Genomic DNA, 15428 nt, shown 5'->3' on the forward strand with positions numbered 1-15428 from the left:
CAAAAGACACTTCTTTATGAAGTGTCTTTTTGTGTATATGAACTTAATTACCATTTTCCGTACAGTATCTTGCAATTTACGATGGATATACTAACTGTGAAAATTCATGTCAAGATAAAAGAAGGGGACAGTTAGTATGAAACAAACTTCTATAAATCCGTTACTAATTGTTCTAGGTACAATCATTGTTCAAATTGGCCTTGGAACAATTTATACATGGAGTTTATTTAATCAACCCCTTGTAAGTAAGTTTGGATGGAATCTTAATTCGGTAGCGATAACTTTCTCCATAACAAGTTTTTCTTTATCATTCTCAACTTTATTTGCAGCAAAATTGCAGAAAAAATTAGGACTTCGGAAACTTATTGCTACTGCAGGAATTGTTTTAGGACTCGGCTTAATACTTAGTTCACAAGTTTCTTCCTTACCACTCTTATATTTATTAGCTGGTGTTGTTGTTGGTTATGCGGATGGAACAGCTTATATTACATCACTATCTAATTTAATTAAATGGTTTCCAAATCGGAAAGGGCTTATTTCAGGTATATCTGTATCAGCGTATGGAATGGGCAGCTTAATCTTTAGATATATAAACGGAAATCTTATCGATAACCTTGGTGTATCACAAGCATTCTTATATTGGGGTATTATCGTGTTACTTTTAGTGTTAATCGGATCGTGCTTCTTACGTGAGGCAATTGTAAGTAATGCTGTAACTGAAACATTACACAATGACTATACTCCGCGTGAAATGATGCGAACGAAACAAGTATATCTGCTATTTTTTATGTTATTCACCTCGTGTATGGGTGGTTTGTATTTAATCAGTATGGTAAAAGATATCGGCGTACAACTTGTTGGACTTAGCGCAGCAACCGCTGCAAACGCTGTTGCTATGATTGCAATCTTTAATACAGTAGGTAGAATCATTCTTGGGACGTTATCAGATAAAATCGGGCGAATGAAAATTGTCTCTGCAACGTTTATTATTATAGGTTTGTCAGTCTTTACTTTAAGTTTTATTCCGCTAAATTACGGAATCTATTTTGCTTGTGTAGCAAGTGTCGCCTTTTGCTTCGGCGGTAATATAACTATATTCCCAGCTATTGTCGGAGATTTCTTTGGATTAAAAAACCATAGTACAAATTATGGGATTGTCTACCAAGGTTTCGGATTTGGTGCGCTTGCAGGATCATTTATTGGAGCGATACTCGGAGGATTTCAACCAACTTTCATTATAATCGGTGTTTTAAGTGTTATTTCCTTCATTATTTCAATATTAATCCGCCCACCAAATGCAGAGAAGAAAAAGGAACTAAAACATTTACATCGGAAAGTAGCTTGATACTAAAAAGAGTCCTAATATAGGGCTCTTTTTTATGTAGAGAGAATAGAGTTATTTAATTTAAAATGAAATGATTTGAGAAGCAATAAAGTTGTTTATTTCTTGATGAACTAAGTAGCAGATACGTAGAATATTCATATTGTTTTATAAAGGAACTAACATGTTGTTAAAAAACATTTAGAAAATTACAGTTAACCAACTTTGTGATGGAACGTTCACTTCATTCATAGATCATTATTTTCTTATAAGTTTACAATGAAAGTAGTTGGCTTATATTGATTACAACCATAATTTCTTCTGTTGTGGCATTCGCTACAACAAATATTGACGACATTTTTATACTGCTTATTTTATTTTCACAAGTAAGAACAGAAGTAATTAGGAAAGAAGGAAGAGCTGTCCGCGAAAAAGCTATGAGAAAAAAGCTTTATATTGTTATTGGACAATATGTAGGGTTTAGTATGATAATTTTTCTAAGTATCGTTGGGTCTTTAAGCTCTTTTTTCATTCCTGTTTCGTGGATTGGGTTATTAGGATTCGTGCCAATTTATATGGGGGTTAAAGGACTATTCTCGCTTCGTTCTAACAAAAGTAATGAAGTTATTGATAACACTTCCGATTCATTATTTAAAGTAGCTGCGATTACATTAGCCAATGGAGCTGACAATATCTCAATTTATATACCAATGTTTGCTAGTCAAACTCTTGAAGCAAATATCGTTACATTAGTTATCTTTTTTTCCATGATAGCGATATGGTGTTTTATTAGCTACAAATTGATAAGAGCTCCTATTCTAGCTAAAGCACTTGAGAACAATTGTCATATTATTGTTCCAATTGTTCTAATTGGTTTAGGAATGTTCATTCTTTTTCGCAGTGATACAATTGGACTATTCTCCTAAGGTGTTGAAATAACGGAAGTTTTCATAAAAAAGAATTGAACAATTTTAATATTTTTTTGACCAATCACATTCATTGAGATTAATTGGATTCTACACAACGTATATAAGTCTTATTACAGATGAAATGTAGTAGGGCTTTTTTATTTTAGTGAAATGAAACAATTGTATTAGTCATCTACGACTATTATTTAGACAGGACATTAGAATTATGAAGTTGAATAGCTATCGTAAAAGGAGTGTGACACTTAAAATGAAAATAGTACAGCAGTGGGTACAAGAAGATAGTGATTACATAAGAGAGAAAGTAATTGAATACAATCAAAAATATCTTGCAGATGAAGAAAAAACACCTTCAGAAAAGGTTAGTTTCATAGTAAGAAATGAAAAAGAAGAAATAGTAGGTGGGGTAACAGCAATAACTTTTTGGCACCATGTCCACGTTAACTTTCTATGGGTTTCTGAAGAATATAGGCATGAAGGTTACGGAAGCAAGTTAATAAAGCTTATTGAAGAATTTGCAATTGAAAAAGGGTGTAGGTTAATTAATTTAGATACTTTTAGTTTCCAAGCACCTGATTTTTATAAGAAACATGGATATAAAGTAATTGGAGTAAGTGAAGATCATCCGAAAGGACATAATCATTATTATTTAGAAAAACGGTTAAAAAGTATATAGAATTTGTTAACATTAGTATTTGGAATACAAATGCAATAAGGGCGAGGTTATTATTAATTTCAGTATTAATTGAATCAATTTTTATACTAAAACTGCAAGAACGTACTTTGGATAATCTGCCTAAGGTACGTTCTTTTTTATATCAGTAGCCTATTCTTATTAACTCCACCAATAGCGGTAAAGGCAAGACTTAACTAACTTATATATATTAAAAGGAGTTAATGGTAGAATGAATAGAAGACAGAAAATTCCTTTTATTTAAAATAGAGGAGGTACATATGAAAAAAGTTAATGTTACATACGCGATTTTGTACGATAAAACTAATGAAAAGATCTTAATGGTAAAAAACAAAGGGGAAAATGGTTCTTATTATACATTACCAGGTGGCGCAGTTAAACTAGGAGAAACATTAGAAGAAGCAGTAATTCGAGAAGTAAAAGAAGAAACAGGGTTACATATAAACGTAAACGGGATTTTTTCTATCAGCGAAGCCTTTTTCGAGGAAAGAGATCATCATGCCATTTTCTTTAATTTTCTAGGCGAAATAATCGGCGGGGAGACATATATATCAAGGCCAAAAGAAATCGAAGAGATTACTTGGATGGAATTACATAAAGCAGCACCGTATTTACGCATACCAGAACATTTACTATATTTATTACAAAAGAAAGAAACAGTACCTTATTTTTTTAATGGAACAATCGTTCATCAATCTTCATAAAAATATTATCTCATGTAAGGCGGGGAAAACATGGAGTTTATCGTTAATCACAAACAATTCACTCAAGCACTTTCAGAAGTCAACAAAGCAATATCAACAAAATCTTTAATCCCTATATTATCTGGTATAAAAATAACTGCAGATCAATCTGGAATTACTTTAATTGCAAGTAACTCGAATATTTTTATTGAAAAATTCATTCCTGTTTTAATTGAAGACGAAAAGATTGCAACTATTTTAAAGGCAGGAACTATTGTTGTACCTGCAAAGTATTTCATTGAAATAATAAAGAAAATGCCAAGTGATATAGCAATAAAAAGTAAGAATGAGCAAATTATTAAGATACAATCAGAAGAAATCACATTAAGTTTAAATGGATTTCCTGCAGATGAGTTTCCGAATGTACCGCTTATAGACAATCATGCAGAAATCAAAGTAGAGACAGAGCAATTGATTGAAGTATTTAAACAAACAGTCTTTGCGGTAGCAAAAAATGAATCTAGACCTGTTCTTACTGGGGTGCATATAGAGTTATCTAATAATAAGTTAATTTGTGCTGCAACTGACTCACATAGACTAGCGATACGCGAAACATTACTTTCCTCAGATGTAAAAGCAAATTGTATTGTACCAAGCGCAACCATTAGTGAACTTCTAAAATTAATGAACAGCAATTCGGAATTCGTATATATCTACCTTTCAGAGAGTCATATTATATTTACGCTCGGAACAACTACATTATATTCAAGACTAATTGAAGGGAAATATCCTAATATTTCTAACCTTATTCCAAATGATTTTAAAACGATTATTAACGTAGATAGAAAAAAGATATTACAAGGTGTAGACCGATCAAGTTTATTAGCAAGTGAATGGGCCAATAACAATGTTAACTTAGAAATCATAAACGAATCCACAATTAAAATTTCTTCAAACGCTTCTCAAATTGGGCAAATATCCGAAACGCAACAAATAGATGCAATTCAAGGTGAAAAACAATTAAATATATCTTTCGATGGGCGTTTTATGGTTGATGCTTTAAGAGCAATAAAAGAAGAAACGATTACTTTAAGCTTTGGCGGTTCTATGAGACCGATATTGATTGAAGCAGGAGAGCAATCTGCAGCAGTACATCTTATATCGCCAGTAAGAGCTTATTAAGGATAGAGGAAGGGATTAATAGACAAAGCAGCAATGGTAATCTGAAATACAAAGCAAAATAATAATAACCTGAATATAAAAGCCATAGATTAATCGATATGGGGTGAGTACGATGAAGAAAATAATTGTTTTACTCATGGGTATAGTTTTAATTATTTTTGCTTTTTATCAATACAACAAAAAAGACTATGCAGCTAAAAGTACTAACTTGTATGTAGAAAACTTTAAAGGGGAAAATGATTCAATAAAAATACAATCTGCTATTAATAAAGCAGAGTCTAGTAAAATTAAAACTGTATTGCTTGATGATAAAAAGTATAAAATCACGTCACCAATCATTGTTAAAAAAGGTGTGAAATTATTATTTGGTTACGGATCCCAATTTGTAGTTGAGGGAAACTTTAGAGTTTTAGAACTAGAGAAAAACGCATCCATTGAAGGAGCGTATATAACTATTGACGATCCTAAATTTAACTCTGAAGTTATTTATTTAGACGGTAAAAATAAATATTATAACACTTGGAACAAAACACAAATAAAAGATATAAATATTATCAATTGGACGGAAACGAATAAAGGTACCGGAATTTCTTTATACTCTGCTGGAAAAGAAAATGAAATTTCGTTTGTTAACTTCGAAAATATTAAAGTTGTAGGAATGGAAACTGGACTGAAATTAGTAGCGAAAAAACCGAGCACCGGACAAGCTTGGATAAATGCCAATCGTTTTATGAACTTTTCTTTAGAAGACTGTGTAAATATGATTTATATGGATAGTCAAGTAACTACGCCAAATGAAATTAGTGGGAATCAATTTACAAACCTTCAAATACAGCCTTCAAATAAAACAAAAAGCATTATACAGGTAAGTGGTCAACACAATGAATTTCATGGGATGGTGTGGGATTTAAATAAAATAAAACATGAAAACGAACTCATTGAACTGACTGATAAGAGTATGAATACAGTGGTTGAAATATCCAGTGTACCAGCAAATAGAGTATTAGATAGTGGGAGATCCAATATAGTGAAATAAGTTTAAATACAGAAAAAAGAGCGAATTCTTTATAAGAGGATTCGCTCTTTTTATATTTTAAAATTAAATTTTCTTCCACCAAGCGGATAAAGGATAGTCTGTAGATTTTAACGTAATAGATTCGCCAATTTGTGGCGTTGTAATTTTAACTCCTAAACGGTTAGCTTCTTTCGTAACACGTTCTATCGGCTCACTCCATTCGTGTAATGCTAACGTAAAAGCACCCCAATGAATCGGAAGAAGTAATTCTCCTTTAACATCAATATGAGCTTGTACCGTTTCTTCAGGCAACATATGAATAGCAGACCACCTCGGATCATATTGCCCGCATTCCATTAATGTAAGATCGAATGGACCGTATTTATCACCAATTTCCTTAAAGTGAGGGGCATAACCGCTATCACCACTAAAGAAAATTTTAGTCTCTTGACCAAGAATAAGCCATGAACACCATAATGAACGATCTCTATCTGTCATACCACGTCCAGAGAAATGCCTTGCAGGCGCACATACTAACTTAATATTATCAAACGTAATTTCGTCCCACCAATTATGCTCACTAATTTTACTAGGTGAAACACCCCATTTAATAAGATATTGTGCAACTCCAGTTGGAACATAAAAGTGTTTTGCGCGATTTTTTAACTGCATAATACTTTTGTAATTCAAATGATCATAGTGATTATGAGAAATGACAATCGCATCAATTTCTTGAAGGTCATCACGTTCTAAAGAAAAAGCACCACTATAGCGTTTACTATTAAACAAAGGAAATGGGGAAGAGGCATCTCCAAACATCGGGTCTAATAACAGTTTTTTACCTTCTATTTTCAAAAGAGAAGCAGAATGGCCAAACCATGTAACACTCTCTAACGCTTCATTATCTTTATTTGATAAAACAACAGGCAAATCCTTTATAGGACGCAGCTTTGATTTCATTTTAAAGTAATCCGTCATTAAACTTATAATATCTTTCGGTTTAAAACTCATATCAGTATGCATTTGATTTGTATATTTCTTATTCATTCGTTCTCCTTTTTATGATTAACAATATACGTATGTTGTTATTGTAGCTATTTGTAGTTTAAACGAAATCATTTTACCTTTCACCTTAAATGCAGTTGCAGTACATTTCATAAATTTGTTAAATTCATTATTCTTATATGCAAAATAAAAACCATGTAGCAGCAGATAAAATCAATATTAAGTAGATGTAAATTGTTTTAATTTAGTAAATTTCTTCTTATAAGCAACAAAGAACGTATGTTTCGTTATATGTTATAGAAGAAGATAAGTCTCAAATTATTAAAAGGAAGGAGAGGATGTAAGTGCAAATAGAGCGAAAAAAGAAATCAAAATGTAAACTATCAAAAGCTGAAATCATTCATATGTATGCAGAAGGGGAAAGTACTTCAGAAATCGCCATGCTTGCTAATGTGTCTGCAAGATATATTCGTATGGTTCTATCAGACAGCAACGTTCCAAGGCGCGCTATAGGGAGCTGGAAGAGAAAGTATGACATAACAGAAAATTATTTTAAAACGTGGTCAAATAATATGGCTTATATTTTAGGATTTATAGCAGCAGTATATCACAAAAAGAAAGTTATATTTTAGAAGATATAAAAAAAGAATTAAACACCAACCAGCCACTTTATCAAAACAAAAAAACAGACGTATATATGCTAAACATTAATAGCAAAACAATAAAAGACGACCTTATGAACATACATGGAATCATGCCATGTAAATCATTAAATATTAAATTTCCATTCGTGCCTGAAGAATATTTACATCATTTTGTTCGTGGATATTTTGATGGGGATGGTTACGTCAAGTATGAAACGTATACAGTAAGCTTTGTAGGAGGATCATATAGCTTTATGAATTCTTTAAATCAGGTACTACAAAATCACAATTTACCAGCCGATTTACTAAATCAAAATAAACATTATCGCGTCATTTTAACCGGGAGAAAATCAATACAACTATTTTCAAATTGGATTTATAAAGACAAAGATATTTATTTGCATAGAAAATATGAAGAATTTCAGAAAGAAAGTCTAAGTCTAGATCAATTAAAAGATCGAAACCTAAAAAGAACCCAATCTGCTGTTAAGCAGAGAAAACAAAATTTCCTTAAGGAATATATGAAAAATAAATGTATCGCTAAAACTTGTTCCATTTTAGAAATAAAGGAACCAACTTTTAAAAGTTGGTTAAAAAATGATAATCAATTTAAAAAAGACTATGAAAGAATTCATTCATTATAAAAATACAAAAAACCTTAGTATATCTATGCTAAGGTTTTTAATTTGAGATTATTAGAGGATACTTATTTTCGTTTATAGAAGTTAGTAAATACATAAATCTTACAATGAATTTACTAGTAAGGGAGGGGTTATGAAGTGTTTACTAATAATATTCCGGAGAATATATTACATACAGCTTATGAAGCTAAAATGATTTTCTCTGGAGATAATTCGCCATCTATAAAAATAAAAGGAACGAAACTTCAATATTTACTTGTAATGCTTCATCTTGGATCAGTAAAGATTTAGTCTTATTGTTTAATGAAAACGATAAATCTTTAAAAGAATACTTTGCCAGCAGCAGATACTCAAAAGAAATTACTTATGAAGAGTTTTTTATCTGGTGGTATCACTTTTTCTATACAAAAGTAACTGAAGAATTAATAAAACAAGGTGTAATTATAACAAGCACAAAAAAAATCAAACGTACATAATCCATCAATAACTTTAAATTAAAGTGCTAATACACTTTTACAAATGTAGCAGCTAAATCGATAAATAATTATTAGTAAATAGAGGATAATCTGAAATCAAAACCTAACATTAAGAAAATGAAATGTTTAAAGGGGAGAAGAGCCTTGCAAAAGAAATTTATCAATCCAGAAACGATGCCATCAACTTTTGGATACTCGCATGTAGTCGAAGTTACAAACGCTAAACGAACAATTTACATATCTGGACAAGTAGCGATTAACACTGACGGTCAAATAGTTGGAATTGACGATTTAGCTACACAAACGCGACAAGTATTCGAAAATATTAAAAGTGCATTGGAAACTTCGGAATTAAAATTTAATGATGTAGTCAAATTAACATTTTTCTTAACAGATATTTCTCAAATGGCCATTGTGAGAAATATTCGAGATCAATACATTGACACTAATAATCCACCAGCAAGTTCAGCTGTAGAAGTTAGAAAGTTAATTAACGATAACTTATTAATTGAAATCGAAGCAATCGCTGTAGCAAACTAGTTATAAAAAAATATTCGTCATCATAATACAATTCGTTTAAAATGAACAGATTAAACGAATTGTATTTTTATTATTTAAAATCTAATTTATATCCGAAAATATTATTATCAATAGCTAATAAAGCGAATAAATACATAACCAATCACACATTACTAATTCGGTGGAAAAGGGGATCATAATAAACGCAACTAAAACTTAGTAAGTTCATTACTTTTTTACAGTTAACATAATATATATTATAGGCAGTTGTAGAAAGAAAGTGATTACAGGTATCAAAAACCAAGTAAACTATACTTAATGAGATGAAACAGAGATTTTTAGTGAGATTTACACAAAATCTTATCTAAACGAATTTCTACAGTTTTTATCATTTATTTTGCTATAAATCCTTCACAGCAAATTCAAATCAATAATCCATTAAGAATTATCGAATCAAAAACATTTTTGATCGACAAGAAATTTTTTATACAGAAAAACTATTGCTATACAAAATATAAATTATTATATTCATTTTATGTTTTACTTTATGAATTTGTTGCTATTTACACACGTTTTATAACTTTAGATTATTTGTTGCTATTTATGCTTGACTTTCATTAAACTCATTGTTTTTTTATTCTAGTTAACATAACACTTATTTTTAAAATAAAAAAATCCTCCTCACCTTCAGGAAGATTTTTTATTTGCTATTATTTTATTTATATCTTCTAGTAACAATCCCAATTGTAAATGACATTGGAAAAATCTAGATTTAACAGCTCTTCCTTACGTATAAAGAAATTAGCAACCCCAGAATCGCCCCACATAATATTTAATGAATCGTCTGTATCAATTTGCAGCAATAATATGTCATGTTGCTGGTATTTTTCTTCCCATTCTCTCGGATCTGTCTGTGTGAAAAATGGATATCCACCAATTTTATGTCCTTGATCTTTACATAAATCATCATACAGTTCGCCTAATTCTGTATTATTTTCTTCATCAACAATTTCTTCCCAATCAATTTTATCACTAAAAATCATTTCAAATCGATAATCTCTTGGTGTTACTGGCTGATATGCCAACTCAAACTTTAGTTTTGCTGCTTCGGGTATGATAAAATTCTCTAAATCTAAAGTGTTTAAATAACTAAAATCAGTAATCACCTTAGTTAAATCCGCTGTGATTGTAGAATGATAAACAATTCGAAAGTCTTTTTGGCTTGTGGGATGATCAAAATCTGCTCCAAAAAGATCTTCTTCAGCACTTATGAAAAACTGTAACATTCCATGTTGAGGCATATGTTCAATGTTAGGTATTTCTTCAAGGTTTAACTGCGCAAGTAGCATCATAGGTTGTCCGTTTGAGTCTTTAGGATGCTCTTGATCTATAGGTAAATACGGATATCCACCAAATTTACTTTCAAAAAGCGTTGTCTCTGCTTGCGTTCCAGACACTTTAATATACGGTTTCACACTTTTTTCTAAAATACTACGATACTGTTCTAGTTCTTTCGGAATTTGAAGTTGATACGTATTCTTCACTACATTTGCCTCCCTTTAGTAATGAATTGAAAATGCCTTACTTAATTATATAGCAAGAAATAGCTTCGTGAAAAATTGTTAAAAGTCCGTTTTCACCCTCGTTTTTTGCGCACTTGGTGGACAAAGTAAATTGTGTTCTAAAACCTTTTTATTAATAGTTCGAATTAAATCCGCTGCTTCTGCCGTATTTGTATTTTCTTTTAGTCTTTCTTTTAAATCATCAATTTCTTTTGAAAGCTCAATCCACCTAGGTAAAACATGATTATTTGCTAAAGTTCTATAAAGTTGCTTTTCAGGATTGTACGAAAGATCTTTATCAAGATTAAGAGGTTTCCCTTTACCAGGTAAATTATCAAAAGCTCCTTTCTGTTCTGCTTGTTTAACGATAGAACTAATATGATCCTCATACGTATACGACCAAACTTTCTCATCTTTTACTAAAATCTCTTGTTTTTTTAGTTTTTTATCTAGTTCTTCTTGATTCATAGCTTCTCTCTCCTTTTTATTTTTTAGTGTCGTTTTTGTAAATTCCAATGCCCTTAATCCTTCGAATAGCTTTTCTCGCCACCACACGCTATCATGATCGCCTTGAAACTCTTCATAAGTAATTTGGTATTCCTTTTCTTTTAAAGCTTCATACAGACGTCTATTAGCCGTTAAAAGAGGTTTGTTTTCAAGTTCTCCTACTGCTATGTAAGAATAGAGATGAGTCGCATTAGAATCTATTGATTAAATTTGATTTTCAATCCAAGGAATTGCATTTTCATAATCATCTTTTTTCCAATGTACGGATCCAGACATTGACAACACATTTCCGAAAACATGTGGATTTTGAAGTGTTGCATAACAAGCTGCTAAGCCACCAAGACTGAAACCAGCAATTGTTGTATGTTTTGCTTCTTAATGCACACGATACTTCGCCTGAATCCACGGAAGTAATTCCTCCTTGAAAAATGCATTCATTTTATCGTTATAAGTTAGCTCTTCTAATCGATCGACAGGATCTATAGCAACAGCAATACAAGATGGGATTTCATTTTTGTAAATTAAATAATTAAGTGTTTTTGCGATTGGAAGGTTATGAATGAATGAATTCTCATCAAATACAATGAGAAGTTCTTGAAGATGTGAAGTGTGAGAATAATCATGAGGCGTATAAATATGAATTTTACGTGTGTTATTTAAAATCGAACTATAAAAAGAATATGTTTCAATCTTTCCGGATGGATAATCATTTGAAGGAAAACGACTGCTATACTGCACGTCCATACCTATTTTTAACACAAACTAAAAATTGTATTAAGATGTTAGGTATCTAGTTAAGTTATTTATTAGAAAGTTTATTAATTGCTTGAATAGAAAGTTCCAACGCTTTTATTCTTCTTGTTAAAAGTGTTCTTTGCGGACTACCAGCTTTAGATTTATCATAGGCTCTCTCAATTGATGGAAGCAAGCCAGTAAGGACGTTACGAGCTTCTTCTAACTCTTCTTGGCTATACATATGATTTTCTTGATTCCAAACGTTTTTTAGCACTGCTAATCCTAAGCAAACAGCTTTAAGTCGTTTTTTCACTAGTGTAGTATTTGCACCTTTTTGAGTCATCTGAGATAGTGCATTTTCAAGTTTACGGATTGTTGACTGTAAAGACTGTATAGATTCTACTTTATCTACATTTGATACGTTTTCCATATTAAACCTGTCCCTTCTTCGTTTCTAAATTAGTTTTCTTGATATTTGATAATACCATTTAGAAGCGAATTTTACTCGAAATATTTGAGTTGGACATGAATTGAAAGGAAAACAGCTAACAAGCTTCTATCTCCTCCCTCTTACATATTCTATATGTACTTCTTTTTTCTCGTTAAAATACCTACATGGACAAGGTGTTAATATTGTATATTTTATGAACAAAAAACGTACAAGCAGCATCACTTGTACGTTTTAATTTTTATTCAGTAAGATAATAAAGTAATAGCTTACGGGTCTTTTCATAATTTATGAAATCTCTATATAAAATGGGATAATTCATAATCTCCTGTTCATTATTATTAAGCACGTAACTTAAAGTACCTGCTGTATGCATCCAATAATAATTTAAATCAGCGCTTATACAACCATCTTCTGTAAACGTATTATTAAAATCTTTTCTTATTTTTCGAATGTCACAATTCGGAAACGGTTTATACAGTGGACTAGGCATGTTCTGCAATTCATTAAAAATAACCTTTTTACCTACCCCCCTTTATTTCTCTAGCCAATTTAATAAGTTTTCATAATGATATTGAGCATCGATATACCCAAGATTATATAAATTAACGAGCTTTTCCTTATTTCTTTCTATTCCGCTTATAGGAAGCTGTACACTTGGTTGAATTACATAAAAATTATCTTTTTGTTCTTCTTGATTCATATAAGATATCGTCTCGTTATAAAAACGATAATGGTCTACTAAATTCTCTGCGATTTTCGGATATTTTCTATATAGAATTTTAGCTAGACCAGAAAATTTATTTCGCTGCTTCTCGTATCCTTCTGGCTTTGTCATAATTACAACGTTCTTTTCATAACCATCAGTTTGAGCTTTTAAAACTGGTATAGGATCTATAATTCCTCCATCTAGTAATTTTCGATTATTATATTCTACAGCAGGTGCTATAAACGGCACAGAGCTGGATGCACGGATGATTTTTAAAATATCATTTCCATGTTCTTTTTTATTATAATAAACAGCTTGTCCTGATTCGCAATCAGTCGTCCCTATAACAAATTGTTCATTACAGTTTAAGAAAGTTTGAAAATCAAATGGAACAATTTTATTAGGTACTTCATCAAATAAAAAGTCCATTCCAAATAATTCACGTTTTCGAATTAAATTTCGATAAGATATATACCTGTAATCTGATACTAGCTCTGTATTTACTTTCTTATTTCTCCCTTGTTGACGCGACAAATAGGTTGCTCCCATACAGGCTCCAGCTGATACGCCGACTACATACGGAAAGAATAAGTTCTTTTCCATGAAATATTCGAGTACACCTGCAGTATATAAACCTTTCATTCCTCCGCCCTCTAATACTAAACCGATATTCTTCATTCTATATCCCTCTGCTTCTTTTTTCTTAATTTCATATTAGCATAAGATTTTAAGATGAGGTTATATAAACTAATTACAACAATAACCAGAAACTACTAAAGTAATGTGATAATATCTTTGTGAGTAACATGTTACAATATAAGTAATTCATTCCACATATATTAAAGGAGGAATTTAATATGGGTTTATTTAGCGGTATTTTAGGAAATGCATCAAATACGAGTTCTGAAAGTGTAGAACGTGATTTAGAGAAGATTATGCTAGACGATGAAAAAGTAGAGCATGCTTATAAATTAATTCGTGATCTAATCGTATTTACAAATCGTCGTCTTATATTAGTAGATAAACAAGGAGTAACTGGCAAAAAAACAGAATACCATTCTATTCCTTATAAAAGTATTACACAATATAGCATCGAAACGGCTGGGCATTTTGATTTAGATGCAGAACTTAAAATTTGGGTGTCTAGTATGGAGGAACCAATTACGAAAGAATTTAAAGGTGACGATAGTATTTTAAGCATTCAAAAAGCGCTAGTAACCTTTACGACAAAGTAGTGGTTTTTGTATCTTTATTCATTTTCAAAATTACTAACCCGAGTATTTTGGAAGAACATACATTATTTTTGTATATTTAATCTAAAATAACATAAAAAGGTAAAGCGTATTTTAAATGCTTTACCTTTCTTTTTTGTAATAAACAAGTGTAGTTTTATCATTTAATTTCTTTATTACTTCTGTTCTTTTATACCCCATTTTCTCGTATAGAAAACAATTTCTTTCTTCTTCTAAAATCGTAGCAAGTTCAAAACTTCGTGCTTCTGGAAACATTTCTTCGATTAAAATAAGTACCTTCTGAGCAATTCCTTTCCCTTGATAGATTGGATGAATAAACATTGGACTAATCCAAAATTTATAAGGTAGTTCTTTTTGGGATATACATATCGCTCCAACAAGTTTCGAATCTATTATCATCTTATAAAAATTACTGCTGGGATTATTTATTCTAAAAATAGTTTTTTCAATAGATTCATTTGCTGGATTTGTTTCATAGTCTTTATATTTATGTAATAAAGAGCTAAATGAGTCTATTTGCATTTGAAATATAACTTCTGCATCAGTTTCTGTCGCCTTCTCTAATATAATCTCCATGTTACCAATTTAGACGCTTTCTTAAAGAAGTAATATGAGCTGTATGGTGACGACCATGCCATGCGTATAGTCCTATTGCAACAGCAAGTTTTGTTTCACCAGTTTCAGGATGGTTAAATGTCTTTTCTAAATCTTCAATTTCTAGAGAATATAAAAGATTAACCCATCTTTTATGTAATGAATCTAGCATTACTAGTGAAACATCTACCGGTAATTTTGAATCAGGTAACTCTGCCCACTTCTCTTCTTTATACGGCTTAATAGTTGGATTCTTTTCTGTCAGTGCTAATTTAAAGCGTATGTAGCTATTCATATGGCTATCAACGACGTGATGAACTACTTGACGTACAGTCCAACCTCCAACGCGATATGGTGTATCTAACTGCTTCTGATCTAAATCTTTAATTGCCCTTGTTAGTTCATTAGGTAAATCTTCAATTTCTTGAATCCATGTATCAATCATTTCTTCAGTTATAGGACGTTTGTATGTAAATTGGCCAATTGGATAACGTAAATCATTCATGAATAAGTC

General features: G+C 31.2%; 17 protein-coding genes and 3 pseudogenes. 11 read left to right on the forward strand and 9 right to left on the reverse strand.

The annotated features are described in order from the left end of the window. The first annotated feature begins 136 nt into the window (after window positions 1-136). The 6 genes from MKY21_RS13405 (at window position 137) to MKY21_RS13430 (ending at window position 5842) form a co-directional block, all read left to right on the forward strand. Entirely contained in the window at window positions 137-1345 is a 1209-nt protein-coding gene (locus MKY21_RS13405; RefSeq protein ID WP_000815126.1) for an L-lactate MFS transporter, read from the forward strand. 275 nt (window positions 1346-1620) lie between these two features. Continuing rightward, the gene (locus tag MKY21_RS13410) at window positions 1621-2247 is read left to right on the forward strand and encodes a cadmium resistance transporter (protein ID WP_341076503.1); all 627 of its coding nucleotides are present in this window, start codon (window positions 1621-1623) and stop codon (window positions 2245-2247) included. 250 nt (window positions 2248-2497) lie between these two features. Further along, entirely contained in the window at window positions 2498-2923 is a 426-nt protein-coding gene (locus tag MKY21_RS13415) for a GNAT family N-acetyltransferase (protein ID WP_025966151.1), read from the forward strand. A gap of 278 nt (window positions 2924-3201) precedes the next feature. Continuing rightward, on the forward strand, window positions 3202-3645 hold the full coding sequence (locus MKY21_RS13420) for an NUDIX hydrolase (protein WP_000757611.1): 444 nt from the start codon (window positions 3202-3204) through the stop codon (window positions 3643-3645). Window positions 3646-3675: 30 nt separating this feature from the next. Next, a complete protein-coding gene (gene dnaN, locus MKY21_RS13425; RefSeq protein WP_000394473.1) occupies window positions 3676-4806 on the forward strand; it encodes a DNA polymerase III subunit beta in 1131 nt (376 codons plus the stop codon). A gap of 112 nt (window positions 4807-4918) precedes the next feature. Then, the gene (locus MKY21_RS13430; protein WP_000721088.1) at window positions 4919-5842 is read left to right on the forward strand and encodes a hypothetical protein; all 924 of its coding nucleotides are present in this window, start codon (window positions 4919-4921) and stop codon (window positions 5840-5842) included. Between the two features lie 63 nt (window positions 5843-5905). Here the strand turns inward: MKY21_RS13430 and MKY21_RS13435 are convergent, their stop codons facing one another. Continuing rightward, window positions 5906-6868 carry an MBL fold metallo-hydrolase gene (locus tag MKY21_RS13435; RefSeq protein WP_341076507.1) on the reverse strand — a complete coding sequence of 321 codons (963 nt, stop codon included), beginning with the start codon at window positions 6866-6868 and terminating at the stop codon, window positions 5906-5908. Between the two features lie 302 nt (window positions 6869-7170). Between MKY21_RS13435 and MKY21_RS13440 the strand changes: the two are divergent. The 4 genes and pseudogenes from MKY21_RS13440 (at window position 7171) to MKY21_RS13455 (ending at window position 9127) form a co-directional block, all read left to right on the forward strand. Next, a pseudogene (locus MKY21_RS13440) lies at window positions 7171-8114 on the forward strand (LAGLIDADG family homing endonuclease). Between the two features lie 135 nt (window positions 8115-8249). Then, the gene (locus MKY21_RS13445; RefSeq protein WP_002005131.1) at window positions 8250-8402 is read left to right on the forward strand and encodes a hypothetical protein; all 153 of its coding nucleotides are present in this window, start codon (window positions 8250-8252) and stop codon (window positions 8400-8402) included. Next, a pseudogene (locus MKY21_RS13450) lies at window positions 8387-8598 on the forward strand (hypothetical protein); the annotation flags it as partial. The gene MKY21_RS13445 and the pseudogene MKY21_RS13450, both read left to right, overlap by 16 nt. Window positions 8599-8731: 133 nt before the next feature. Then, on the forward strand, window positions 8732-9127 hold the full coding sequence (locus MKY21_RS13455) for a RidA family protein (protein WP_341076509.1): 396 nt from the start codon (window positions 8732-8734) through the stop codon (window positions 9125-9127). Between the two features lie 707 nt (window positions 9128-9834). On the opposite strand, the gene MKY21_RS13460 is transcribed toward MKY21_RS13455, so the two are convergent. The 6 genes and pseudogenes from MKY21_RS13460 to MKY21_RS13485 form a co-directional block, all read right to left on the reverse strand. Next, the gene (locus MKY21_RS13460; RefSeq protein ID WP_000799812.1) at window positions 9835-10650 is read right to left on the reverse strand and encodes a YwqG family protein; all 816 of its coding nucleotides are present in this window, start codon (window positions 10648-10650) and stop codon (window positions 9835-9837) included. Window positions 10651-10728: 78 nt separating this feature from the next. Beyond that, window positions 10729-11136, reverse strand: a complete 408-nt coding sequence (locus MKY21_RS13465) for a DnaJ family domain-containing protein (protein WP_033683881.1) — start codon at window positions 11134-11136, stop codon at window positions 10729-10731. A 126-nt stretch (window positions 11137-11262) separates the two neighbouring features. Then, window positions 11263-11934, reverse strand: a pseudogene (locus tag MKY21_RS13470) (alpha/beta hydrolase); the annotation flags it as partial. A gap of 40 nt (window positions 11935-11974) precedes the next feature. Then, entirely contained in the window at window positions 11975-12340 is a 366-nt protein-coding gene (locus MKY21_RS13475; RefSeq protein WP_000432686.1) for a hypothetical protein, read from the reverse strand. Between the two features lie 259 nt (window positions 12341-12599). Continuing rightward, the gene (locus MKY21_RS13480) at window positions 12600-12851 is read right to left on the reverse strand and encodes a YxiJ family protein (RefSeq protein ID WP_445662223.1); all 252 of its coding nucleotides are present in this window, start codon (window positions 12849-12851) and stop codon (window positions 12600-12602) included. 42 nt (window positions 12852-12893) lie between these two features. After that, window positions 12894-13745 carry a patatin-like phospholipase family protein gene (locus tag MKY21_RS13485; protein ID WP_000789288.1) on the reverse strand — a complete coding sequence of 284 codons (852 nt, stop codon included), beginning with the start codon at window positions 13743-13745 and terminating at the stop codon, window positions 12894-12896. Between the two features lie 179 nt (window positions 13746-13924). On the opposite strand from MKY21_RS13485, the gene MKY21_RS13490 reads away from it, so the two are divergent. Beyond that, window positions 13925-14302: a PH domain-containing protein gene (locus tag MKY21_RS13490; protein WP_000522476.1), complete on the forward strand. Its 378-nt coding sequence runs from the start codon at window positions 13925-13927 to the stop codon at window positions 14300-14302. 120 nt (window positions 14303-14422) lie between these two features. Here the strand turns inward: MKY21_RS13490 and MKY21_RS13495 are convergent, their stop codons facing one another. Then, window positions 14423-14896 (reverse strand): GNAT family N-acetyltransferase, encoded by a 474-nt coding sequence (locus tag MKY21_RS13495; RefSeq protein ID WP_000402627.1) that lies wholly within the window; start codon window positions 14894-14896, stop codon window positions 14423-14425. Window position 14897: 1 nt separating this feature from the next. Further along, window positions 14898-15419: a YfiT family bacillithiol transferase gene (locus tag MKY21_RS13500; protein ID WP_000999082.1), complete on the reverse strand. Its 522-nt coding sequence runs from the start codon at window positions 15417-15419 to the stop codon at window positions 14898-14900. Window positions 15420-15428: the final 9 nt, after the last annotated feature.

Source organism: Bacillus sp. FSL R9-9497, from assembly GCF_038005805.1.
GTDB classification, from domain to species: Bacteria; Bacillota; Bacilli; order Bacillales; family Bacillaceae_G; genus Bacillus_A; species Bacillus_A cereus.

What these genes read in the sequence shown, in the direction of transcription:
- MKY21_RS13405 (WP_000815126.1), top strand. Translation starts at nt 137, where the DNA reads ATGAAACAAACTTCTATAAATCCGTTACTAATTGTTCTAGGTACAATC.
- MKY21_RS13415 (WP_025966151.1), top strand. Translation starts at nt 2,498, where the DNA reads ATGAAAATAGTACAGCAGTGGGTACAAGAAGATAGTGATTACATAAGA.
- MKY21_RS13420 (WP_000757611.1), top strand. Translation starts at nt 3,202, where the DNA reads ATGAAAAAAGTTAATGTTACATACGCGATTTTGTACGATAAAACTAAT.
- dnaN (WP_000394473.1), top strand. Translation starts at nt 3,676, where the DNA reads ATGGAGTTTATCGTTAATCACAAACAATTCACTCAAGCACTTTCAGAA.
- MKY21_RS13430 (WP_000721088.1), top strand. Translation starts at nt 4,919, where the DNA reads ATGAAGAAAATAATTGTTTTACTCATGGGTATAGTTTTAATTATTTTT.
- MKY21_RS13435 (WP_341076507.1), bottom strand. Translation starts at nt 6,868, where the DNA reads ATGAATAAGAAATATACAAATCAAATGCATACTGATATGAGTTTTAAA.
- MKY21_RS13465 (WP_033683881.1), bottom strand. Translation starts at nt 11,136, where the DNA reads ATGAATCAAGAAGAACTAGATAAAAAACTAAAAAAACAAGAGATTTTA.
- MKY21_RS13475 (WP_000432686.1), bottom strand. Translation starts at nt 12,340, where the DNA reads ATGGAAAACGTATCAAATGTAGATAAAGTAGAATCTATACAGTCTTTA.
- MKY21_RS13480 (WP_445662223.1), bottom strand. Translation starts at nt 12,851, where the DNA reads ATGCCTAGTCCACTGTATAAACCGTTTCCGAATTGTGACATTCGAAAA.
- MKY21_RS13485 (WP_000789288.1), bottom strand. Translation starts at nt 13,745, where the DNA reads ATGAAGAATATCGGTTTAGTATTAGAGGGCGGAGGAATGAAAGGTTTA.
- MKY21_RS13490 (WP_000522476.1), top strand. Translation starts at nt 13,925, where the DNA reads ATGGGTTTATTTAGCGGTATTTTAGGAAATGCATCAAATACGAGTTCT.
- MKY21_RS13495 (WP_000402627.1), bottom strand. Translation starts at nt 14,896, where the DNA reads ATGGAGATTATATTAGAGAAGGCGACAGAAACTGATGCAGAAGTTATA.
- MKY21_RS13500 (WP_000999082.1), bottom strand. Translation starts at nt 15,419, where the DNA reads ATGAATGATTTACGTTATCCAATTGGCCAATTTACATACAAACGTCCT.